At 33.1% G+C, this 24339-nt stretch carries 21 protein-coding genes and 3 pseudogenes; all 24 read right to left on the bottom strand.

What is annotated here, in order from left to right; all coding sequences use genetic code 11:
- Nucleotides 1-72: 72 nt before the first annotated feature.
- The 24 genes and pseudogenes from QUF93_RS02225 to QUF93_RS02340 all read right to left on the bottom strand — a co-directional run bounded on the left by QUF93_RS02225 (nucleotide 73) and on the right by QUF93_RS02340 (nucleotide 24319).
- The gene (locus QUF93_RS02225) at nucleotides 73-618 is read right to left on the bottom strand and encodes a DUF7018 domain-containing (lipo)protein (RefSeq protein ID WP_033732631.1); all 546 of its coding nucleotides are present in this window, start codon (nucleotides 616-618) and stop codon (nucleotides 73-75) included.
- A gap of 173 nt (nucleotides 619-791) precedes the next feature.
- Nucleotides 792-1712, bottom strand: a complete 921-nt coding sequence (locus tag QUF93_RS02230) for a DUF7018 domain-containing (lipo)protein (protein ID WP_002205046.1) — start codon at nucleotides 1710-1712, stop codon at nucleotides 792-794.
- A 1223-nt stretch (nucleotides 1713-2935) separates the two neighbouring features.
- Nucleotides 2936-3400, bottom strand: coding sequence for a hypothetical protein (locus QUF93_RS02235; protein WP_070144052.1), 465 nt, complete (start codon nucleotides 3398-3400; stop codon nucleotides 2936-2938).
- Between the two features lie 467 nt (nucleotides 3401-3867).
- Complete coding sequence (locus QUF93_RS02240; RefSeq protein WP_002139963.1) at nucleotides 3868-4110, bottom strand: helix-turn-helix domain-containing protein; 243 nt, start codon at nucleotides 4108-4110, stop codon at nucleotides 3868-3870.
- 297 nt (nucleotides 4111-4407) lie between these two features.
- On the bottom strand, nucleotides 4408-4596 hold the full coding sequence (locus QUF93_RS02245; protein ID WP_000432338.1) for a hypothetical protein: 189 nt from the start codon (nucleotides 4594-4596) through the stop codon (nucleotides 4408-4410).
- Between the two features lie 506 nt (nucleotides 4597-5102).
- Nucleotides 5103-5816: an ABC-2 transporter permease family protein gene (locus QUF93_RS02250; RefSeq protein WP_289361313.1), complete on the bottom strand. Its 714-nt coding sequence runs from the start codon at nucleotides 5814-5816 to the stop codon at nucleotides 5103-5105.
- A gap of 15 nt (nucleotides 5817-5831) precedes the next feature.
- Nucleotides 5832-6557, bottom strand: coding sequence for an ABC transporter permease (locus QUF93_RS02255; RefSeq protein WP_289361314.1), 726 nt, complete (start codon nucleotides 6555-6557; stop codon nucleotides 5832-5834).
- A 2-nt stretch (nucleotides 6558-6559) separates the two neighbouring features.
- Nucleotides 6560-7465 (bottom strand): ABC transporter ATP-binding protein, encoded by a 906-nt coding sequence (locus QUF93_RS02260; RefSeq protein ID WP_070144056.1) that lies wholly within the window; start codon nucleotides 7463-7465, stop codon nucleotides 6560-6562.
- A gap of 389 nt (nucleotides 7466-7854) precedes the next feature.
- Nucleotides 7855-8058, bottom strand: coding sequence for a hypothetical protein (locus QUF93_RS02265; protein ID WP_070144057.1), 204 nt, complete (start codon nucleotides 8056-8058; stop codon nucleotides 7855-7857).
- A gap of 234 nt (nucleotides 8059-8292) precedes the next feature.
- A pseudogene (locus QUF93_RS02270) lies at nucleotides 8293-8772 on the bottom strand (restriction endonuclease); the annotation flags it as partial.
- 100 nt (nucleotides 8773-8872) lie between these two features.
- Nucleotides 8873-10686, bottom strand: a pseudogene (locus QUF93_RS02275) (reverse transcriptase/maturase family protein).
- A gap of 593 nt (nucleotides 10687-11279) precedes the next feature.
- Nucleotides 11280-11471 (bottom strand): annotated as a pseudogene (locus QUF93_RS02280) (restriction endonuclease); the annotation flags it as partial.
- Nucleotides 11464-12441, bottom strand: coding sequence for a DUF3991 and TOPRIM domain-containing protein (locus tag QUF93_RS02285; RefSeq protein WP_289361317.1), 978 nt, complete (start codon nucleotides 12439-12441; stop codon nucleotides 11464-11466). The pseudogene QUF93_RS02280 and the gene QUF93_RS02285, both read right to left, overlap by 8 nt.
- A 97-nt stretch (nucleotides 12442-12538) precedes the next feature.
- On the bottom strand, nucleotides 12539-15196 hold the full coding sequence (locus QUF93_RS02290; RefSeq protein WP_289361318.1) for a type IA DNA topoisomerase: 2658 nt from the start codon (nucleotides 15194-15196) through the stop codon (nucleotides 12539-12541).
- Nucleotides 15197-15211: 15 nt separating this feature from the next.
- Nucleotides 15212-15346: a hypothetical protein gene (locus tag QUF93_RS02295; RefSeq protein WP_257209056.1), complete on the bottom strand. Its 135-nt coding sequence runs from the start codon at nucleotides 15344-15346 to the stop codon at nucleotides 15212-15214.
- Between the two features lie 366 nt (nucleotides 15347-15712).
- Nucleotides 15713-16288, bottom strand: coding sequence for a delta-aminolevulinic acid dehydratase (locus tag QUF93_RS02300; protein ID WP_289361320.1), 576 nt, complete (start codon nucleotides 16286-16288; stop codon nucleotides 15713-15715).
- A gap of 449 nt (nucleotides 16289-16737) precedes the next feature.
- Nucleotides 16738-19248, bottom strand: coding sequence for an LPD25 domain-containing protein (locus QUF93_RS02305; protein ID WP_289361321.1), 2511 nt, complete (start codon nucleotides 19246-19248; stop codon nucleotides 16738-16740).
- A gap of 112 nt (nucleotides 19249-19360) precedes the next feature.
- Nucleotides 19361-19711, bottom strand: a complete 351-nt coding sequence (locus tag QUF93_RS02310) for a hypothetical protein (RefSeq protein WP_289361322.1) — start codon at nucleotides 19709-19711, stop codon at nucleotides 19361-19363.
- 77 nt (nucleotides 19712-19788) lie between these two features.
- Nucleotides 19789-20046 carry a hypothetical protein gene (locus QUF93_RS02315; protein WP_289361323.1) on the bottom strand — a complete coding sequence of 86 codons (258 nt, stop codon included), beginning with the start codon at nucleotides 20044-20046 and terminating at the stop codon, nucleotides 19789-19791.
- Nucleotides 20047-20335: 289 nt separating this feature from the next.
- The gene (locus QUF93_RS02320; RefSeq protein WP_078173852.1) at nucleotides 20336-21166 is read right to left on the bottom strand and encodes an alpha/beta fold hydrolase; all 831 of its coding nucleotides are present in this window, start codon (nucleotides 21164-21166) and stop codon (nucleotides 20336-20338) included.
- A 182-nt stretch (nucleotides 21167-21348) separates the two neighbouring features.
- On the bottom strand, nucleotides 21349-21780 hold the full coding sequence (locus QUF93_RS02325; protein WP_048375749.1) for a hypothetical protein: 432 nt from the start codon (nucleotides 21778-21780) through the stop codon (nucleotides 21349-21351).
- Complete coding sequence (mobP2, locus tag QUF93_RS02330; protein ID WP_289361324.1) at nucleotides 21781-22974, bottom strand: MobP2 family relaxase; 1194 nt, start codon at nucleotides 22972-22974, stop codon at nucleotides 21781-21783. It lies immediately after the preceding gene.
- Nucleotides 22967-23227 carry a hypothetical protein gene (locus QUF93_RS02335; RefSeq protein ID WP_002151030.1) on the bottom strand — a complete coding sequence of 87 codons (261 nt, stop codon included), beginning with the start codon at nucleotides 23225-23227 and terminating at the stop codon, nucleotides 22967-22969. The genes mobP2 and QUF93_RS02335 overlap by 8 nt, the downstream gene beginning before the upstream one ends.
- 195 nt (nucleotides 23228-23422) lie before the next feature.
- The gene (locus QUF93_RS02340; RefSeq protein WP_289361325.1) at nucleotides 23423-24319 is read right to left on the bottom strand and encodes a hypothetical protein; all 897 of its coding nucleotides are present in this window, start codon (nucleotides 24317-24319) and stop codon (nucleotides 23423-23425) included.
- Nucleotides 24320-24339: the final 20 nt, after the last annotated feature.

Here is a 24339-nt window from a genome sequence, read left to right on the forward strand (position 1 = left end):
AAAAACACAAAATTTCCATTTAGGGGGTACTTTAAAATCTTAGCTTGATGGGTATGTGTTATACCCCCTCTTTTATTTTAGCGCTTTCAACTTTTTATCTACTTCAAGTAGTAATTTAGAAACTTTCTCCATTTTTTCTGAACCTTTCTGAACTAAATCCTCGGCTTTCAAGTTTAATCCTTGCGCTATTAAAAGCGTACCAGCCTTTGCTTCATACATAGCGTCTTTTACAGTGTTTTGTACGTCTGCATACTTCTCGCCAGGGTCTAATTCGATTAACTTATCTGCTGTCTTTTTCAGATGTTCAGACTTCTCTATGTATTCAGGTGCTTTATCATGTACTGTCTTGTCGTTATTTAAGACATCACTTAATTCTAATGCTTGTTTCGTTAGGTCTTCTAGTAAAGCGTTTAATTTACCCTTGTACTCTTTCTCTGCTTTAGTTTCTGACACTTTTTGATTGTCTGATTTTTCTTTTCCTTTTGATACTTCTTGACTATCCGCTTCCGCTACTTGCAGACTATCAGTCTTCTTATCTTCTGCAACGTCTTTATTTGAACATCCTACCCCTGCTACTAACATAATTGGTAACGCTACTGCTAATAGTTTCCGTTTCATTGTTATATACCCCTTTGTTTGTGATCCTTGTTTCTTTGCTTTCATTTTGAATACCCTTTAATATATTGTTTCTTGTATGTAAACAGGCTACCTTTTGGCCAGTAACCTGTTACAACCTATTGTTTACATTACTTCGTTCTGTTCCAAGTACCTTTATAATGGCTTGTACTATATTATTTACGTTTTTGTACATCTATTCTGTTACCTTTTCCGTCTACCATGTTTAAGTAACCCTCAAAGAAGATTTCTAACGTATAGTCTACTGACCCGTTTAATTGACTTGTATCCATCTTTTGACCGTCTTTTACATACTCACCAATAGTCATTGTGAATTGTTTCGAGTCTGGTTTGTAAGACCATCTACCTGTCATATGATTGTCTTCGAATGATGTTTTACCTTTATCATCGAAAATCGTATATGTACCATCTTCTTTAAAGTCTAATGCCTTAACAAATTCAGAACCTTCGATGTGACCCCATTCACCTACAAACTCTTTACTGTCTTTCGGGAACTCTGAAGGTTTCTCATTCTTTTGCTGTTCCTCTAATTTCTTCGCTGATGCTTTTGTTAATGCATCAGATAGTGTGTCGCCATACCCCTCATTTATATAATCATTACCTTTTAGTACTAAGTCTTTTGACTTCTGTGTCTTTTCTTTCGTTATAGAATTACTTTTTGCTGACTTAACTATGAGTGTAAAGGATTCACTATAACAGTCTACTCCTTTTAAGATTGTCTCATGTTCTTTCTCAAACTCTTTTGGTGGTTCAATCTTATGGAATTTAGATATGATACCTTGTATTTCAGTTTCTTTTTCATACAGTTCTTTGTTTAATTTATGAATGTCATTGCTCTTATCTTTCGTTTGAGCCGCTAATTGCATAAAGTTATTCAGTTCGTACTCTAAATCACTTTTTAACTTATACATGTGGTCAGGGTAGTCTTCTTTCGACATCTTTTCCTTTACTACCTTTTCCTTCGTCTCTGACTTAGCTTCTACTTTATCTTTTGCTTTCGTCTCTGTTTTATCTGTAGCACAACCTCCCATCAACATAATTGGAAGTGCTAACGTTATAAGTTTCTTTGCTTTCATTATGTATACTCCTTCTTAACAGTATTGTAATTGACTAACATATGGAACTGTAACATAAAATAAATAAACAAATATAAGCTCATTTTTTGTCCTTAAAGGAAATCCCTCTTTTTTTTTCGTATTTTCATTTAATGAAAAGTAATTCTCCAAATAAAATAAAAGAACTTGTAACAGGCCCCGCTACAAGTTCTTTTAGCTAAATATTTTAGCTCATCAAAACAAAATATACATTCTACACAATCGGGGTAATTCCTAAAATATGGTTTGTTAACATCATTATATAACATAATATAGAATTTTTGTTAGAAATTCTATATTCTTAGATAAATTGCACTCCACTTTCTTACTTGTTTTTATTTAGGGGTTCAGCCGAGATACATGTAATTTTGGGTCATAGGCTGTATTTTATTTCCATTATCTGATTATCGTGTAACAAAAAGGTATTTTAATAATAATGTTTACGGATTATTATTGATACAGTATTTTGTTACAGCTAGTTCAACGGTTAGGATATTTCTTATTTCCAAATACAAAACGTAACAAAAACGAACGTTTATGTTACAAATATCACCGATAAACAACGTTTGGTAAAAAATGTATTACTATGACCTAGTTTTACACGTATCTCGGCTGAACCCCGAGTTGCAAATAAAACAATCAATTCACCTTTTGCACAGTTCTGGCAAGGGGGTCATTATTGGGATACAGCTACACAGGTAAAACCATCATCTACTTCAACAGGTGCAATTAAAACAGATGACTTAAAATTAGTTCGCTCAGATGTGCTAGAAAAATAAAATTGATCAAACTGAGTTTTCCCCCAAGCTCTTTTGAAATAAACAAAACCCACAGAAAACATCCTTGTTCTCTGTGGGTTTTCTATGGAATTGGAATAAAATTTGATTACTAAAAAAGTTCCTTCATAATGTTAAAAGGACTTTGCTCACTAAGATTTCGAAATATGCCCATAATACCATTTTTCACGCCGCATTTATTCATGATAATTAAGTTCAATTTTTTCGTTTTGGGGTGGATTTGTTTTCTTAAGTTGATGGGCAAGTATGGTGACCCCTCATAGTATACTTTGTAACTAATAGAATATTAATATTCAATCTATATATAAAAAAATAAGCTCCGAAGAGCTTATTTTAATAATAATATCACCGCAATTATCAATGATATTATCGAAAATACAATCATAAATAATGAAGCTCAGTCATGAGCTATTGCCCTGTTACCGTCATTCCAGCTGTGTAAATTGTATCAATAGAACCGTCAGCACTTACAATTTCAACTTTATAACGGTATGTGCCTGTGTCCCCAATGTAGTCGCCAGGTCCTGTGAAAGTAGAAATTTCATCATATCCTCCAGCTGGAACCCATTGATTTTTCCAATTGAAGGAAGAATCATAATAACCCCAATTATCTTCATATTTCTTTTCGATGCTGACATTGTAATGAATGTCTTCAGCTCGGTCATTTGTAATTCTTGCAATTGTGCTGTTACCAAAAGTAACTTGTGTAGAATGTATTTTAACTGTAACACCGTTCACAGTTTCGCCAGGACCACAGATATAATGACAGCCATCCCAATCATCAGCATGTGCCTTTGGTGTATCTAAATTCATAACCGTTAAACCGCCTAAAGCTAATGCTCCTGTTAATGCAATTGTAGCTAATTTTTTCATGATCATTCCTCCTATTAACCGTTATAAGTGAATGTTTTTATTTTTACGTATTCATTGCCAGCATAAAAAGATTTCTATGACTCATTTTTATCACCTTTCAGCTTATATAATTCGACAAATGGTGATAATTTCCTGCAAATAAAATAAAAAAGCACTCCCGCAGGAATGCTTATTCAAATTCAATTTCTGTTTTATTTTCTGATGTGAAGTATCTTATGGTTTTGGGTTTGTTTTTTATTAATAATTACGATACGTGAAATTATTATAAGTTGTAATTTATAGCCCCCGTAGACCCTGAATCTACGAGAGCTGCCTAAGGGTATTTCACATTCGACTTGGTTCTATTGTAGCAAGCTTTCACCAAATAGCAAAAATATAACGATCCAAAACTAAATAATCAAACGAAATGCACTCTTGAATCCTCCCCAGAGAGAAAATGTTTCCTCTTGCATTATTATCCCCCTTTCCTACTTGTCTTTTGGTTCTCCAAACCATTCATACATTGCCTGTCGGCTTATAATCCATTCCTTACGCTTCCCTTCAGGATGCAAAAAGTACTTCACTAAACCTTCTTGTAACATGCGTTCTAAATCATTTATTTGCTTCTCGTTCATTAGAGATGGGCTATATTTATTCTTAATTGTCTCACGAGGAATCCCCCAATAAAAAGCCGCTTCAGATGGTGTCATGTATTTATCAATTTCTTTCATGGGAATTCTCCTTTGTTTGTGCTTTTCCTTTTATGTTACAATAAATAAGGAAGGAAATGGACTAGATTTCCTTCCACTTCAGTCACTCATTAACTAAGCCCTTTGTTTGCTGTTAAGCAAATGAAGGGTTTTTATTTTGCTTGTTTATATTTACTATCTATGACAGCCAAACGGATCAACTTCAGCTTAATATCCTTACTAAGAGAAAGCCATTCAGATGTACCAATTTTCATAACCTTTTCCTCCCCATTCCCTTTTTATACTTCAAGAAAATTAACCCCTTAAAACATTTGTATTTTACACTAATTTAACAACTAGGGAATCCTCATCATATTCGTGAATGTGTAAATCATAGCGCATTTCTGTTGCATCCAGTACTTTACAAAACCTCTGATAGTAAGCCGGATTACTTACTTCCATGCCAATTTCTCCATTCCTGAACAGATACTCTAAATCATCAATGATTTCTTTTACTGTATTCTCCAATATTTTCACTCCTTACCTTTATAAAATAACCTTACAAGGTTATTTGTTTGTTTTTCAGATATTTTATAAAAAATTCTTATTAACGTCCTTAACTCCCTTTAAACCGCTTATTTTTACTTACAACACATCCTTTGTTATTTAGGTCTTATGTCATTCACTTTTAAATAAACATTGGTTATATCGAAATCTGAGAAGCCGTTTTTTGATGAGAGTATGATTTTTTGAACTACCCCCACTTCATTTAGAAGTGGGGGATTTGTAAGTAAAGAGTTCTATCGAACTCTAATTTATTAGGCTATCTCCGCATTCCTTGCGGTTAGAAGCCTTATTGCTCCATTTTCTAAAAACAAAAAAAGGAACCCTTTACGGACTCCTTTTTACCTTGCACTCTTTTTAAAATAGTGCATTCTTGCACCTACTTTTAGTATACATGTTAACTCCTATAAAATAGATATGATTAAATAAAGCTGTTACTTTAATTTATAAAAAAGATGCGCGCCTAAAAATCACTTCCATCTCATTGATTTTTTATTATATAAACTTGATAACATAAATATACAAATTATTAACGATAATAAATATACAATTAGAATAATATACAATTGTTTTGTTTCAATGCTATCAAAATAAAGACTCATAATTGGATATGACCAAGGGAATAGTATCCAATAGTTTGTATGAGAGATAAAAAAACTACCTAGTCCACCTATAACCCCTACTAATAATGAAAGTAACGGGATTTTATAAAATATTATATTTATTAAAAAATGTAGATTCACAATAATTAAAGAGCTAATTACCATAAAAAGTATAGAAAAACTTACTCTTTGATAAACAGTCCCGAGATTATCAACCGTTAATACTATAGGTATACTAGTTATGACTAAAGCACATATTAAATAACAAAAAGTAATTATTAAGCAAAACAAAAACTTATTAATTAATATAGTTTTTAAAGTGATCCCATGATAAATAGCAGACATATATCCTTTTCTTCTGAATTCGTTTACAAAAGAAAATGACACTAATAGACCTATCGCAATAGGTAAAAATAACCTACAAAAAAGGCTCAGAATCGCTATATGCATGAAAACGCCATCTTTTAATTGAGGCGATACAGTTAGAAAAACTTGAAAACTAATTGGTACCAACAGAAATACTAGTAACAGGATATACAATCCATTATGAAGACTTTTTTTATATTCACCTAAAATACCCACTTATTTCACCCTTTATTATTCATATGTATAATATTTAAAACTCACAGTCAATAACATAATTCCTAAAATATATATTGAAGAACTTGCAAGATATAATAAAATAGTTGTTTCTTTAAACATTACGTCACTTACTATATTCAATGCATAAAATATTGGAAATGTCTTTGTAAATATTAAAGGGAATAATCCATATGTTACGATAAAAAATATCCAAATAACTGACAAGGATGCCGCAAGAATTCCCTTTTTTATAATTAAGTGAAAAAGCAATTGAGAATATGGTATTGCTAAAGATAAAATGGTACAAAGTATCAACATTTTTAAAAAATAAAGTATTGATATTTCATATCCATTTATAAAAGTATAGATACCCATAACCGAAAAATTTAAAATATTAAAGATCAAATAGAACAGTATAAACAATAAATTTTTAGCTACCAATAACTTGAATTTTGAAATGGGTTTTGTATAAATAATGGCCCAAGTACCATATTTATTTTCAGAAGAAATGATAAAATACCACATACAAGCAGAAAAAATGCTTAACGTTAGTGTATTAAAGTTTACTGTAATTGCTATAAGATTTGTAGATTGAAACATGTCAGGATTATTCTTGTTAAAAATAAAATAACTTATACACAAAAAGCTTGATAATAATGAAAAAAACAAAGAAATTAATAATAATTTTCTCCCACCAATTTTCCTCATCTCACTAATTACACTTTTAAAGATAAATTGCATTATTATAGTAACTCCTTTTGTTTAGTTAAAGATAAAAATACTTCCTCTAATGTTGGCTTTTTAGGGCTAACTTCAAAAATATCTATATCATTTTTAATTAATATTCTGGTTAAATTAGGAACACTATCTTGATCTATTATTATTTTGAATACCCCTTCTTTTTCTATGCTATAGGGTATACCCTCTGTATTTAAAATCCTTTCTGTGGGAGCAGTATCATTCACGTGAACAATATATTCTCCAGAAGTAATAATTCTGTTTAAATTCCCTTCATAGAGTAAGCTACCCTTATGTAGTAATGCTATGTGATCTGCTATCATTTCAATTTCAGCTAAATTATGACTAGAAATAAATATAGTCTTCCCCTCATTTTTTACTAAATGAAGTAATAAACGCCTTATCTCGTGTACTCCTTCTGGGTCTAATCCATTTGTCGGCTCGTCAAGAATTAGTATTTTAGGATTATTAAGAATAGCAAAGGAAATACCTAGCCTTTGTTTCATTCCTAAAGAAAAATCTTTAACTTTTTTATCTTTTGCTTTATATATTCCTGTAGTTTTTAATACTCTATCTATTTCATCTAAAGGTTTATTAATCATTTTTTGTACATAGGCTAAATTTTCATATGCTGTTAAATTAGGATAATAGGTAGGTGAATCAATAAAACAACCCACATTTTCAAATAATTCTTCTTTCCATTCTTTGATATCTTTATTATTAAATAATATCGTTCCTTTATCTAATGGAATTAATCCTAATAACATTCGCATAGTTGTTGTTTTTCCTGCACCATTTGGACCGATAAAAGCATATAAACTTCCTTCAGGAACAGATAAGTTTAAATCCCTTACAATGGATTGATTTTCAAAAGATTTTGTTAAATTTTTAGTTTGAATTGCTAATTTCATTTTGTTCCTCTCTTTCTAACCCCTAAATATTTACAAATCATCCAGTAACACTTTATGTATTTCAAACAATTAAGATGGCTTCCTGCCATCCCTTGTCCGAAGCCAATTCATCTCCCACCAACTCACTGGGCTGTGCCCATACACGTTCCTTGAGGAAGGAGTCTTCTTGGCTAAGATGATAAAGTTTGATTAAAAGTACCTACTCCCACTCTTACTCCACGGAATATAAAAAGAATCTAATTTGAAAAGAGATTAATCAAAATAGATTCTTTTCCAGTAGATTTAAGATTGGTTTTTATAAAAATGGTTGATTAAAATTACACATGTTAACCTTACTATGTGATTCTCTGATTAATAAAACGCAAAAAAAAATTTTGGAATAGTAACATCTATACATTACCATTATCCTTTTTTTTATAGAAATGGTTCGAATTCTCGACAATAATCCATCCTATAGTTATTAATGTTATAGAAAATAATCTAAGACCCAATCTATACATATAATCTAAATCTTTAAGATAAAAGAAAGATAATATCCCTATAACAGCACCAACTATTCCTAGAATCAAACCCTTATATTTTTGTAAAAACATCAAGTTACCCCTTTCGTACAAACAAAATATTCCATATATATAAATAATACTAAATTATGGAACATTTTTAAAGAATCAAAATGTTTTTATATTCAATTCATATATTTTATTTCTTTTCTTAATAAAAATATCCCCATAGATAAGTAAATTCAAAGGGATAAAACTGTGCATATTTTTTATAAACAGTTAATCTTTTTTATAAACGATTAAACTTTATTTCAAATCCACAACAGCTCATTTATTTATTGGTTCCATATGTGTACATGTCGGATATTGAGAACAGCCAAAAAACTTATTTCCTGTTTTATTTGAATTTCGAACGACTAAATGATTCTTACATGCTGGACATTTCCTTTCCGCAGGTTTTACCCCTTGATACACATCTTCAGCCGAATATTCGGGATTAATTTTATTAATCAATTTCTGAAGTTCTACACGATCTATTAGTTTTATATGGCATGCTTCCGCTAATTCTTTCGCTTGTCTTGTGTACACACTGTTTGTTACAACCCAGCCCTCATGTGCTTTGTAATACGCTTGGGCTGCATATATCTCTTGCACGGCACTAATACCGACTCTATTTTTCATCCCGTATCGTTTCGCCTGGATTACAATACGATTTTTCCCCTTTAATACAAGATCTGCTCCGAAATCATTTGACTGCTTTGTGACCGTTGGAGAATAACCTAACTCTCGAAAGAGAGCTTTTAGGTAGGGTAAGCACCCAGCGCCTTTCTGTATTTCTACAGGAGGTTTCCAAGAACTCCCCTCCGAACCGTACGTACACCTCTCAATGTATACGGCTCTCCACTTATCAATCTAGCTTTCCATTATGAATGTCTCTATGGCATTTTAAACAAACTACTAAAGTTTTTCGTCGTCTTGCTATCATTCTTTGTTCCCAACGTTTTTTACCTTTTAAGTCTTTTAATTTTCTTACATGGTGAACTTCAAAAGGTTTTTCCTCAGTCTTACATATTTCACATGTTTGAGCTTCTAGCCTTGATATAAGGCTTGTTCTACCTTTATATTGCATTATAGTTGGGAAATAGTCTGTTTTCATTTCTGTTACTGGCCTCTTTCTTTTGAAGCCTTCATTATATAGGAATCTTATCTTTTCCTCGCCTTTTACAATATATTTCACGCCAAATTTCCCATTGATTGAGTATTTGTCAATTATTTTCCTTTTAGATTTTCTGTACTTAGAAGCAAAAGTCTTATACATACTATACTCCATCACATATTTGAATTTGTTTAGTACACAAGCGTTATTAGCAATGCAATAGTAGTTATATAATCCTCTAATTTCAGCGTTATACGTGCTAAGTATTTCTAAGTCATCCAACCTTATAAGAGTATTTCTGTGCAGGATTTTCCATCGACCGTCAGGTCTAATCTTTAGGGCACCTTTTTCTAATAGAGAGCTCACCCACTTTTCGTTAGGAACGTATATTTTTACACCGCCATTATAAGTCCTTTTAGGAATTCCATTTTTATCTTTTTTTATTGCTGAGGATCTTTGTACGGTTAAATCATACCCTAGGAATCTAACCTTTTTTTGCTATTTGTAACTAGTGTTTTTTCCAATGATAAATCCAATTTAAGCTCGCTCTTTAAATAGTTAGCAAAGTCTTTTTTGACGTCCTCTGCATTCTGTTTGCTACCGATTATCCCAACAATCCAATCATCGGCGTATCTGACATAATTAAAGCGTCTAAAATTTCCATCCATTGGGTCCGTACAGTTCATACTACTTAATATTTTTTGTTTCTCCCTTATGCTTTTTAACTTTTGTCTTCGTTGTTCCTTAGATAGGAAGCTCCAATTTTCATTTAGCCACTTTCTTTCATCACTGACTTTGTACTGAATCCTCTTGTACTCTATAGGCCTTCTTCTTTTAGTAGTTTGTGAGTCAAATATTTTTTTATATTTTTCCGCATATTTATCTAGCTCGTTTAAATAGATGTTGGCTAATAAAGGGCTTATAATTCCACCTTGCGGTACCCCACTATACGTCTTGTGATATCTCCAGTCTTCAAGGTAACCTGCTTTTAGGAATTTCCAAATGAGATTAATAAATTTTTCATCGTCGATTCTTCTTCTTAATATTCCTATAAGTGTGTGATGGTTTATATTATCAAAGAATCCCTTTATATCTCCTTCAACAAACCACTTCACACCAGTAAATCGCCTCTGAATTTTTATTATTGCTGTATGACAGCTTCTTTTCGGTCTAAAACCATGTGATGTTTCCAAAAATTGTGGCTCGTATATACTTTCGAGTATTAATCTCAATATTTCTTGTACTAGTTTATCATCGAAAGACGGAATTCCTAACGGTCTTTTTCCTTGTTTTACTTTTGGGATATACACTCTTTTAGCAGGGTGTGGTCGATAAGACTGCTCTCTTAATTCTTCAATTATGTTTTGTATTCTTTCGATACTCATTCCATCAATAGTTTTTCCATCTGTACCTTTAGTCAGATTTCCTTCTTTGGCATTAATCTTGTGGTAAGCTAAAAGATAAAACTCTATGTTGTATAAGTTCCTATACAGTCTTTTGTACTTATACTCAGTATTGTTTGCCTTAGACGCTAGATTGCTTAATACATCATGTGGATTTCTCATGAAGCCTCTCGCTCCTTCCATAATTGTATTAAACTAGATAAGCTGTTCCCCTTCGCCATGTAATAGGCTTTCCCCATTTCAGACTACTACGGGAACTCCGTTACCTTATTAGATTTTCATGAGCCACATATCTTGCTTATTACACTTGATATCATCCTCAATAGCCATTTTCTATGGCACTCTAACTTAGGTAATCCCCATTTAGTACTTCTGCGGACATAGCAGTATTGTGATATCGGATGTGACTTTCGTCCTTTTCCATTTATTATGGCTAGGAAACCACGGACACCTACTGTACAAAGGTTGTCTATCTGAACCCTGTACCATGGTTTTATTTCGTATCAGTTACCTTTCGAAATAGACTTCGATATGCCCCCTTGGACTATCATTCAAGCAGTTTAGCTTTCATCCTTGTTCACAACGGTTTCATCTTGCCATTCAGTCGTGCCGTTGGTAACTAGGCAACTTATGGCTTTACCAACATGCTACACTCCCCAATTTGGTTTCCCTCATGGATAAGTTGGTTGATGATAGGTTTGTTGGGTGTCTATACCTACTACTTGCTAAAGCAGATTCCCCAGAAGCCCTTATGGGCGCACGTATACTTCGAATTGATGGCCGTCCATTTTGTCTATATAACGAATACCGGACTTAGCCATTCGCTTTAATATTCTTCGCTCCTGGATCTTCCGGTACATAAATTTAAAAATACGAAAAAGAACATAAAGGATAAAACCATAAATCAAAATCTGTAGTATGTTTGGCATTTTGGGTAGATTAGACACTTCTCTCCACCTCTTTAATTGGTTTCATTTTCTTTGGTTGCACTGTTTCTTTTGGCTGTTGTTCATTCACTTGTTTCTTCCGGACATCGTTCCAATCCTTTTCATGCGTTGGAATGTCCTCTTTAAGATCTACAAAGCATTTCATCGTCTGGATGAAGTCTTTCCCAGCCTTATCATTATCCACTGCCATAATGACCTCTTTAATATCGTGCCCTTCTTTTTTCGCATCCATTAAAGATTGAATCACTGTTTTTGACTTCAAACCATGCATAGACACCAGGCGAGCGTTTTGTATTTTGTTTTGCTTGATACTCCAATGGGACAACATGTCGATTGGATCTTCATAAAAAATAATCTTATCCGGCTTACCTACATCAACTGTAAAACCTGCATGAATCCTTTCGTAATTCGGGACAATTTGTTTAAAACTTCCTCGTTTATTCTCCATTTTGACAGTACCTTGGCGATTCATTCCAATTACTTTTCCTTTACCTCCTTCTTCTCTCCATTTGAACACGACATTGTTTTTCTTATCCTGGGCGATGAGATCCTTTTTAATTAACCAGTTCACTAAACGAGGATCTATTTTCCGCTCATCAATTAAGTACTGCTTGATCTCTGTTTGTTTCGGCACCTCTAAGTGTTTTGGATAGATAAAGGGCTGCTGTTCTTTTTTGCGTTCTTCTTCAGCTTTTGAGCGATCAAACTCTTTGTAATCCCCTTTATTTATATCTAATACGGCTTGTGGAAATGTCATTTCATAGTACATCATCGCAAAGCTAATCGCTCCATATCCCTTCTCCCCTCGACTATTCCAGGCGTATTGATTCCCTTTAATAATGAGACTGTCATGCTCTGTATGACGGTAATAGTTTCCTTCTTTTTTAAACGTTTCTCCCTTTGCTTCCAGATATGAAATCAAGTCAATGTTTCTTGCTTTCATCGCATCCTCCGTACTGACATGTGCCATTACGGAATCCCCCCTTTACTCTATAAAATGAAATAAAAAAGAGGACTATTCCGTTTCCTAGTCCTCTTTTGCTACTTATAGTTGATACATTTCATTTTTATTTGCCGAATAAGAATTTTAATCGCTTCTCCTGTACGCTGTATGATAAACGAGCGTCAAATTTCTTCCCGTTTTTATTCGAGATAAACCCTTTAATCTGATCTGTCACATTCTTTTCTAATAACTTTTTCACATGGTTACTACTTAGATTTTTACCAGAGAATGTACCAAAAATAATGAAGTCACAGCCTTTTTTGTATTTCTCACATAAGTAGTTACTTTTCCCTACAAGAACTCTACTCTTACATAATGGACATTTGCCAATTGTACGATCTTCAGTCGTTGGAAAACGGAATTTCAAACTTCCGTCCGCTTCCATATAGATAGCTGCCGTAAATTCTCCCTTTTCCCCTTCAAAGCCATTTATAAAATCAGTCGTTTTATACTGAATCAGCTTTTTCATTTGATTACCAGGGATTGCTTTCCCTTTCATCTTTGCTGGTAACATAAAATCACATCCGTTTTTATGCTCTGTGCATCCATAAAACGTTTTGTGATGAAGGATTTCTCCTTTTTTACATTTTGGGCATTTACCAAATGACAGCTCCTCTTGTGTGGGGAACTGAAATTTGATATTCCCTTCATGTAACACTAGATAAGCGGAAAACTCCTTCTCATTGGACTTAAATCCTTTTAGAAGATCTGTTTTTTTATCTTCAAACAGCTTTTTCGCTTGCGGCTCCGGAATCGCTTTTTCTTTAATTTTCTTGGGTAAGGAAATTTCACATTCTGGATAATTACTGCACCCATAAAAATTACCTTTATGAAGGATTTTCCCTTTTCTACAAGGGCATTTGCACACCTCAATTTGCTGATTCCAAGTATTAATAATGTTATCCGACACTTTATCATCCATTGCGCCTAATTGTTCCACCGTATCCTTTACAAACGTATTTGTTTTTTCCACAAACTCTTCATAGTTCATTTCTTTCTTTTCAATCATGTAGATCATCCCTTCCATTTCAGCCGTATAAGCTGGATTTTTGATTTCATCTACCGGAAAAGCATCTATAAATGCACGACCAATATGAGTGGTTTGAATCTGATTATTGGTAACATCAATATAGCTTCGCTCTAACAGTTTTGGGATAAATGTTTCTTCCGTTGCGACTGTCCCAATCCGTTTTCCTTTCATCAGTTCTTTCAAATGTTCATCATCCAATTTACGTCCTGCCGTTTCCATAAAGGTTAAAATGGAACTTTCCGTATGATAGGCTGGTTTCTTTGTTCGGGACTCAATCAAGTCATACTGAACGATTCTGAAAGAATCTCCCTCCTGTAAAACAGGGATTTGAAATGCCTCAACTGATCCCTCTTCTATATCCTCTTGAAACACACTTAGAAACCCTTTCTCTTGTAGGATCTTTTCTTTTGTACTATATGTGTTGCCCTCTTGATCTATAAAGTGTACTTCTCTTACCAGGTAGATTGCTGGTTTCATAAAGTTCCCGATAAATCGTTTTACAATTAAGTCATATAACAGTTTTTCTAATGGATTTCGGTTGGTCCCGACATATGATTTTGTTGTTGGAATGATTGCAAAGTGACTACTTACTAACTCATCATTAAAAGTCGTATGTTTTTTCGTAATAGAAGATGGATCTACTTGTTGTACTAAATTTGTATAGGAGCTCTTTTCTAATGCTCCCATTACTTCTTTTACTCGTTCCACTTGTTCGGTAGGTAAGTGCCTAGATGAAGAACGAGGGTACGTGATAAAACCTTCGTCATACAAACTCTGAATATGTTTTTTTGCTGTTTCTGCATTTATCTTCAGCTTGGCATGAGCATCTTTGTAGATATCTGTTAAGTTATATAATAATTTGGGTTTCTTTTTTCTCGTACTTTCTTTAAATTCCGTTACGATTACATCCGTTTCTTTCAAGCTATCTCCAAGTTTTTGTAGTGGGGATGGATCTATCAGCTGATCTTCTGTTTTCATCACCGGTGATAAACCATTTTCGGTTAGTAGCTTCAAATTGTAGTAGGTTTGTTCTTTATAGTTTTGAATTGCAATTTCTCTTTGACGTATTTCATTCAAGATACACATTTGAACACGACCAGAAGCCAATAAAAATTGGTTTCTTGCTAGTTTTGATGTACAGCCCCTCGTAACATTAATTCCTAGAATATAGTCCAGGTATTGCCTTGCTTTGGCGGATTGAGCAAGCCCATCATAGTCTGTTCCTGGTTCTAATCGGTTCAACGCTCCCTCTAATTCTGCGGCTTCATAGGAAGAGATAAAAAGACGAGATTCTCGCTTGTTCACACCTGCATGTTCAACTATCTCACGATAAATAAGTTCACCCTCTTTGTCTGCATCACAGGAGTTGACCACATGATCTACATCAGGACGGTTTAACAGCTTAACCAATATTTGAACTTGTTCAAGACTATCCGATTTCACTTTATATTCCGGCTCCAAAATAATTGGTAAATGTTCGAATTTAAATTCTTTGTATCTCTTGTCCATCTCCTCTGGATGTTTTAGTTCTAATAAATGCCCTCGGCACCAACTAATAATGTAATTTTCATTTTCATAGTAGCCATAATATGGCTTACTTCCTGAATATTTTTGCGAGTTTCTAAATCTAGGTGATTTTAATAATTCAACAGCTACCTTCGGCTTCTCTGCAATAAACAATGTTTTTCCCATAAGTAGTACCTCCTATTAATCTGCAATTTCATTTTCACGATTCCATTTCTTATTTCTCCACCTTTTTATCATTCTGTGACCGAATAATAACAACGTGTTTAAAAAGACTGCTACAAGGAACATACAGCCCGCAAACAGCCATACATTCATGTATTGGTTTGGAATAAAGTTTAATCGGAAATGTTTTACAAACCCTTATTTGATAAGAAACAAAAGGAATCCATTTTGAAAAGAGATTGATCAAAACGGATTCCTACTTTGTGAAGCATTATACAATTTTTAAAAAAGTTTGATTAAAATCTCACAGAACTCCTTATTTAACAGCAAATATAAAAACTCCATTTAGAAAAAACAATAATCAAAATGGAGTTGCTCTATGAAATAAAATATGATTTTTTTAAAAAGTTTGATTATTTTTATTAGCCTTCTTCACAGAAAGTCCCTTTGAGCACAATAAGGATAGTTTATTATTTTCATTTTACCTCTATTTTATCTATTCAAATTTATTCTTCTAACTTAACCATTCTTGTTAATGTTTTCTTGTAAATAAAGCTGATACATTGAAGTTTCATCATCCAAGGATTTTGCAATTTCAAATGCTTCTTGTTGGCTCTTATTATTAATAATTTCATACATGAATCGTATTAAAAACAATAAATTTGCGTTACCATCTATATAATCATCTGGGCCTAAATATGAGTGGCAACCACTTTTTAAAAATGCAGAGGCTAATTGTTCTACACCTAATGTACAGCCTGCTGCGATAACTTTTAAATCATTCATTTTTGAATACCGTATAACTTCTTCAGCACCAAAAAACTCTCCTCTTGGCTCGTTAACCTCATAATCGTTATCGTCTAGTTCAGGTATACAAAATCTCCCTTCATCACCATGGAAATATAAAATCAAATAATTCATTTTCTCCTCTCGATCTTCTCCAGAAAGAACATCAACTAAATCATTTGGTCGTCCTCCTATCCAATGAACATTAACCCTTGCTCCGAAGTACTCAAGTGCCGATCGCAAGGCAAATGCTGCCCCATCGCAATTTGGCCCTACGGCTAAACTAACATATAATTCTGGTTTACTCATTTTAACTCCCACTCTCTATATATCCTCTTATTTGAAATGTCAGTTTAAACTACATATATTATATATGACAAAATTATTAAATGGGATGAAATTCCAATTGTATTTTTCTTTTTAATAGCGTTTATAAATCTTTTTTAAAGTTATAGAACTTTGTTATGAATTACTAATTTTTTTTATAAAGTCATATTTAGAAAACTAAACTCTAAAGAATAAAACGGTACAACTTCTTTATAAACAGTTAATCTTTTTTCAAAACGGTTGAACTTTGTTATAAACGATTGAACTTTCTTTCAAGTCCACATATGACGTTCACTCCTTTCGTTCTACAAACAAGAAAGAGGGCTTTTACTTTTACCCTCTTTCTTGTTTAGATATAAAAAAATCACTTTCTGTTTTCTCAATTGAGTAACAAAAAATGATTTAATCTGGTTTTCCTGTTATAAAATTTTTCATCGTTCCATTTCCATTGTTTCTTTTTTTCTACTTGATTTCTTTGTAGCCTTCGCCTGCTCTACATTACCTTGGGCAATAGGCTCTAGCTCCTTTTCTTTTTCCTTATTGTTCGTTTGTTTTCTGTTTAATGGTTGAAAATTTTTATCTACATCCTTTTCCTTTGAAGTTGTAGACTGATTCACCGTTATTCCTTCTTTCCCAAGCTTCTCATCCACCTGATTTTCTAATTTCACTACGTGTTCTTGGCTTACCAGCTCATTATCAATCGAAACATACTTTGTTGTATAATATCGCTCTTCAGCTTTTACACGAGTGACAATACTATCAATATTATCTGGTGTTTCTTCATATTGTGAACGTCTGTATGCTTCGTATTTCCGGCTTAAATCCTTATCTAATGTAGTCGACTCTTTTTCTTTTGAAGGTTGAATTTGTTGATCTAAAGAAGCAATAGGTGCATATCCTTCCTTTTTCATTTCTTTATACAATTCCACTTCTTTTTCATTAAATGAGTAATCTTTTTGTCCCTCCGCTTTATCAACTAAGAGTCCATATCGTTCATCTTTTACGATTTCATCTAGACTCATATTTGCATACTTTTCATAAACAACAAATGACAAATTTCCTCTCCCATCAAAGATAGAACTTTGAACCTTTTCATATAAATCTGGTTTCAAAATGTTATCTAAATAGACATTTTCTCGTTTCCCGTTCTTTTCCATTAAGGAAACATATAAATCATCCCGATCTGTTTTATCTTGATTCCATACAGACAAATAATTTATATCTTTCGTAACACCGTCCATCATGTGGATTCTTGCCAGTTCTTCATCTTGTATACCGTTTGCTAACACTTCAATTGTAACTAGGTGATTGGGTGTCTCTTTCAAATTTTCTAGTGTACTTTCATGTGCTTTTTCCATCGGTATTTCTTTGTTACTTCTATAATTCACTACTTCATCTCGTAACGCTTGTTTCACTTCATCGGATAGATACCTTTTCTCGTTTAATACTTGTTCATACGGTGTCTTGTAGTCTCCGTCTCCAAGATCCAAACGATCCATACTCACAAGCTCCATTCTCCCAAAATCCCTATCTACTTCTTTTGGAATGACGATATGATAACGGGTTTTATCATATCCTACATATTCCCCTCTTTCCTTTGCCTCTTCTTTTGCTTTTTCAATATTTGAAATAACTTCAGACATTTTTCCATTGACTTCTCCGAATGGAATCAATTGATTACTTTTAAAATTTTCATTTTCGCTCCACTGAACTAACATGGTTGGACGAGTAATTTCATTCTGATCTAGTGCTGCATACTTTTCTTGATTCGCCTCGTTAAATGCATCAATAAATTCTTTATCACTCAATTTTTCTGCACCTTCTACGGGCTCAAACGCTTGATTTCTATCTACTTGCTCCCTTAATTCTGTAATGGAAACAAGCTCTTGTGTCGTCTTACTTAAACTCATATATTCGACCAATAAAATATTTTTTTCATCCTGTTTTTCATTTTGATTTGCCATACCTTCCCCCTCTTTTTCATTTGTTTTTTCTTTTTCCTTTTCTAACGTGTTTTCAATGGTTTCAATAAATTCAATCGAGGTTTCATGTACTTCTTTCAATAACTTCGTTTTATCTTTCATCTCTTTTCCTTGTGTCCAACTCGCTAAATACCCCAAAGAATATTCGCTTGTATCAATTCCAAAATAAGAAGAAACGGCATAAGCGGTCATTTCTGCTTGAAACTCTTTTTCTGGCGCTGTGTAATTCATATGTGTCTCTGCTGTATGAAGTTTGGCATGGGCAAGTTCATGAAGAAGGGTTTTCACATTTTGCAATTCACTGTTCCGTGGATTCAGGGAAACTTCTTTTGTTAAAGTGTAACTAACACCCTTTGCGACCCCAAGTTCTTGCTTCGGCTCAATAATTTTCACACCGTTCTTTTCCGCAACAGCTTCCATTCCTCTATACAAACTCTTGTAATCTTTTACGCTTCCTTCTAACCAACGATTCGGAAAAATACGAGGGAGATCTTCCGCTTTTACGTTCGTTTGAGACGCATCAAACACATGGCCGACAGCAAAATATAAACGACCAGGTTTCACTTCTACGCTTTTAGATTCAATTTGTTTTTTCTCTTCCTCATTTGCTTTAGTTACTGTTTTCCAAGTGCCTTGTTTGTCTTTAAATTTTGCTATAGTTCTGTTTGGAACAAGGATCTGGATTCCTTTCTCACCCTTCTTAACCGCAAACCCTTTTTCTTTCCAAAAAGAAAAGGAACCAACTGCCTTGGCTCCCTCGAATTGACTCTGTATTAATGAAATATTAGATGGTGAATAGTGATAAAATTTTGCCATAAACGATAAATAATCTTTCAAATCTCCTGGTGTACGAAAATAGCCTTCTATGCTTTTTTCCATCTTTTTTGTTAAATCTTGCACCGCTTCTTTCTTTTCTTCCGGTGATTTTGTTTGATACTTTTTCTTATAATTTTTACTCATGATCTTCTCCTACTCCTTCGTGTCCTTGTATAAAAAAGTTCTTTACTAACCAGGCTGATAATTACTACATTTTCAAATGAGTAAAGAATATTTTCATTCGGCAAAGAACTACTTATTCTTTATATATAATTGGACTGTATATAACTTCATATAATCTAATTGCTTCTCGTATTGATTCCGCTTGAAACAAACTATATTGATCCACGTCATGGTTTTTAAAATAATTTGGAGTCACCTGATTATTTGCACCAATTAACATATCTACATAGTGACTCTCAGAGTCTTTAAAACAATAAACCCTTTCGCTTTCAGTAGCTGCTATTTCAATTAAGTACCATTTCGAAAGATTGAAGCCCTCTTCTTTAAAACATTCTATGACATGTTTTAAATCATGGTTTGCGCTCTCTATATTTACTCTTATATCACCGTTTTCAATGCTTTTTAAGTTGAAATTCACAAACATGTTAACCCTCATTTCCATCATTGTATTTTTGAATGAGTAAAGAACTTTTTTATTCAGAAAAGAACTTTTTTATCTATTTACACTTCGCTAGCTCTTTGCAATTCCTCCATGTCTTCTTCATTCCATCTCTCAGCTGTATCAAAGAAAAGTTCATGAGTTTTTAAGTTAATCGGAATTAACATATTCTCTTGATTCATGACATGAACTGCCAGCTCTCTCACTTGTTCTCTTGTAATTTTAATTATTAATTCTTCATCCTTTACAAGTAACACAAGTTCATCTTCTCCAATTTCTTTAATGACTCCTAATGCCATATCTTCATGAAATAATAACATCCTAATAACCTCCTATTTTTTTATAAAAAAGAACAATGTAGCTTAGTGTAAAGTGATAATAAAGTTATTGAATTTTGTTATGAAATATATAAAAGCCTTGCACATTTTATTGTACTAAGGCTCTTTAAAGTTGTTTAATTTCTATCCATTTAATTGCATTTGCACTCAAAAATCAATAATAAAGTTATTTAATCCTTATTGAACTAAAGCACCTGTTAGTTGAAGAACAACAAAATGAACTGACAAGCAACAGATATGGAGATTTGGCTAAAAAAGTTATCGATTGTATTTACTCGCTTGATTCGCAAACCGAATTGCTCCTAATTAGCCAGTCTTTGATTAGTTCTTGTACTATTTTACGTTTTTCTATTTGAAGCATATGACCAGCACCATCTAAAATGGAAAACGTAGCATTCGGAAATTTTTCTAGAAGAAAAAGGTGATCTTTATAACCACAGATTGAATCTTGTTTCCCTAGAATAATGAGTACAGGTTGTGTAAGTGTACCTACATCATTAAGCGGTTCTTCAGAAAGAAAATACCCTTTCTCTCTCCAATTTGACATTAAAAAATTTTTATTAGCTAATAATCGTCCAGGTTGGATTTCGTTTAAAAAGTAGTTAAGGTTCTCTTTATTTTGATAATTCATCAATGTTTCAAAAGCCATTCTTATATCAGAATCCAATTCTGTTAATAAATCTTCATCTTTTGTAACAACTATTTTTTTAGGAAGATCCCTATCTTTCAAATGAAGTGAAGTAGCCAGCAAACAAATACTCTTTACATTTTTATGTCTATGGTGCAAAACACCTTGTGCCAAATATCCTCCAAATGAAAAACCAATAAGAGAAAATGCTTGGTTAGGAATTGTCATATCAATAAAGTTCAAAATATTTAAAAGCATATCATCTGAAGAGTTGAAATTTTCGTCAATTAAACTTCGACCGTGAGCAGGTAAATCTATATATATCCTCTGAAAACCCTGAATCTTATCAAAAATTGGCTCTATCCAGGCTTTCATAGATTTATGGTCTGTACCCATTGAATGCATTATTAATATTGGAAAGCCATTCCCTACGATTTCATAATAAATACTACCCTTTGCAACTAAGCAATCCATCGGTATTTTTCTCCCTATTCATATCAATTTTATCCAACCTATTTTATGTCAACCTACTATGATATAGTTCTGTACTAAGTTGAAAATACCTTTTGACCGCTTGAAAGAAAGATTTTTAAATAACTTTATTATTTTTTAAATGACTATGCTGTGAATTAAACAACTTTATTGTCATTCTACACTTAGGTTACATTGTTCTTTGATGCCTCATGATCTAAACGCTTTTGTCTTAAATGGCTAATTCGTTCTTCCACAGTTTTCTTTGCCATCTTCACACTTTCCATCTCCTGTTTATCAGTCGTAATGATGCTGTCTACGCCTTCTAAAAAGAAATAACCATTTAATAACTCTATTAAAACTTGTGTATTTCGATCCGCACTATTTGCACCAAGACGAATTTTTGTTAGCTCACTTTTTAATATGTCATGAAGATTTTTAGAAACAACTTCTGAAATATAATTCAATGACCATTCTGTATTTTTTGATGCTTGATGTTCTCTACAAATCCTTACAATTGCTTCGCCGTTGTATCTAATATTGTGTTCTTCCATATAATCTTTAATATACGTATCTGTTTCTTCATCCAATGTAATTTGCATGCGAAAGTCCTTCATTTAATAACCCCTCTCTTTTTGATATGCACTTTCTTTTTGCATACGCTCATAATACTTTTGGTTCTTCCAGCTTTCATATTCGCTTTTAAAAGCACGTTCCATTTTTTTTAATGAGTATTGAATAGATACATTCTCTTGAAATTTTTGAAACGGCTTTGATTTTTTCACATGATGGATTCTCTTTTGTTCTTTATCATATGCCTTCATTTCTTGTAAAAAGGCATTCCCCATTCTTTTATACAGGTCATTGATTTTATTCGTTTTATAATTTTCATATTGCTTCTTATTATACTTTCCTTCCCCATATGCTTCTTTAAAAACTTGCACTTCTTTATCTAACTTTTGGAGAAACTGATCGTAATCTTTTTTATGATGATGTTGAATATATCGCCTGCTTAATTCATCAATTTCCGGCTTCAATGGCTGAATTGTATTGTAGCTATATTGCCACTGTCTTTTATCACTTGGTAACTGTTTATATATTTGTAAAAACAATGGTTTCAAATGTTGATTGCGCCAATCAAAAACCGAATCCTCTTTTTTACTTCCCACCATATTGTTTCGAATCAGATCATTAATTTGTTTTTGTTCCTGCTTACGATCTAACAGATTATTTACGACTTTTCCCCTCATCGCATCCAATGTTTTGGGTTTTCTTTTTCCACGTTCTCTCGTTGGAAATGGTTCAACAGTTGCTACATGAATATGAATGTTATCCGTGTTAAAATGAATGGCTGCCGACCAGGTAGAACTTTTTTCTAACCCCTCTCTTTTTTGCATTTCTTTCATCGCAAGCCGTGTCACATCCATTAACTTTTTTTCATCCAACGTCTTTGTCTTTGCATCATAAATGCCTTGTTCCTCTAGCCAAGGATTATGAAAAGAAATGACATCCTGCCACATAATACTTCCATTTTCGTGAGCGGTTTTAAACATTTCCTTTAAGGATTTTTTCTCACTTTCTGTTAAACGATTTGCGTGTTCCGTAAACAGTGCCGATGTCTTTTCTGGATTTCCCATATATTCTTGATACGTTTCAAACATTTTCGGATTCAGCTTCACTTCACTTTGTGCTTCTTCCCGGTCTACATACTCAATATAGTTCTGAAATGCATCCGAACTTGGTAGCACAAATTTTGTTTTTAAAACAACACCCGGTGTACTGGAAGATTGAACAGGAACCACATTACTCATTTTCATCATCCTGCATCATCATTTGAATAAACTCATTCATTTTTTTCATTTCTCCATAACAATCATTCATCATATGGATGTTCTTTTGGATGATATTTTCTAATTCCATTTCTCTTTTATTTTGTTGCTGAAAAAATGCCAGCATTTCAATTTGGTCTTTCAAAAATTTCTGTCTGGATAATCCTTTCCTCTTTGCAATTTCATCTATTTTCTTTACTGCAATTGGATCTACTTCTCTAATTCTGATTTCCACTTTTCCCTCTCCTTTCTGCAAATCTGGGTAGAGATCAAAAAATAGTGAGAAGAGCATAAGGGGTTTTTGTTCCCACCTAGGGTGTGAAGCTAGGCGGAGCCTAGCAAAACGATGGGAACAAGAAAACCTTCTAGGTGTAGACTCACTCACGACACGAAATCCCTTGATGTAGACTCACTCACGACATGACTTTTTTCAGCTTTTATTAATTTCTAGTGCCTTTTGCTCTAATTTTTTGATCTTATCTCGTGCAATTTTTTGTTCTCCTTTAAACAATTCAATGTTCTTTTCTGATGATTTTATTTTGGATTCTAAAGATGATATTTTCGATTGGGTTTCCGTTTTTTCCGCTTCAGTTTGGTACTTCATTTCATCTTTTAGTTCTTTTACTTTCTCATAAACTTTCTTCCCATTTTCTTCTTCAAGCTTAATTGCTTTTCCATAATTTTCGATCTTTGTTTCAATATCTTTTTTATCTCTTTCTATAAAATCTAACTCATATGTTTTTTTATCTTCAGCTAACAATTCATCATTCGCTTTTGTTTTTCTTTGATCAGTAAAAATCGTCTGAACAAGTTTATTGGGACTCTTTGTACTTGTATTTTCTTCTTCGTACTCGTTAGCATCTTGTGTAAACTTCCGAATATCCATTTGTTCTTTTTCACTGTTTTTATTGTAAATATCTAAAGCTAAAGCTCCCCAATTTGGAGATAATTCTTTGACTTCTATCACGTAATTTCCGTTCTCCTCATACAACACTTTGACAGGTAATTGAACACCTGGATTTCCTTTTTCTTGTGCTTTAAATGTAAATCCAGTTTCCTCATATCCTTCTATCCGAAATCGAATTTCTATGAAGTTTTTATGTGGATTATACTCCCTTTGTTCTACAATCAATTTACCCATCCCCGACAACTTAATTACTTTATTCGTTTCCGTGTGGAATAGTTTTTCATCGTTCGGCATGTAAATTTTAGATGTCAAGAATGCGAAAAAACCGAAAAATAGAAAGCTGATAATTGCTAGGTATATCCATGACTTATTTCTTCTTAAATTGATTCTTTCACTCTTCTTACTGATTGCACCTATCACACTCTCACCTCATCTTTTTT

Source organism: Bacillus hominis (genome assembly GCF_030348325.1).
Classification (GTDB): Bacteria; Bacillota; Bacilli; order Bacillales; family Bacillaceae_G; genus Bacillus_A; species Bacillus_A hominis.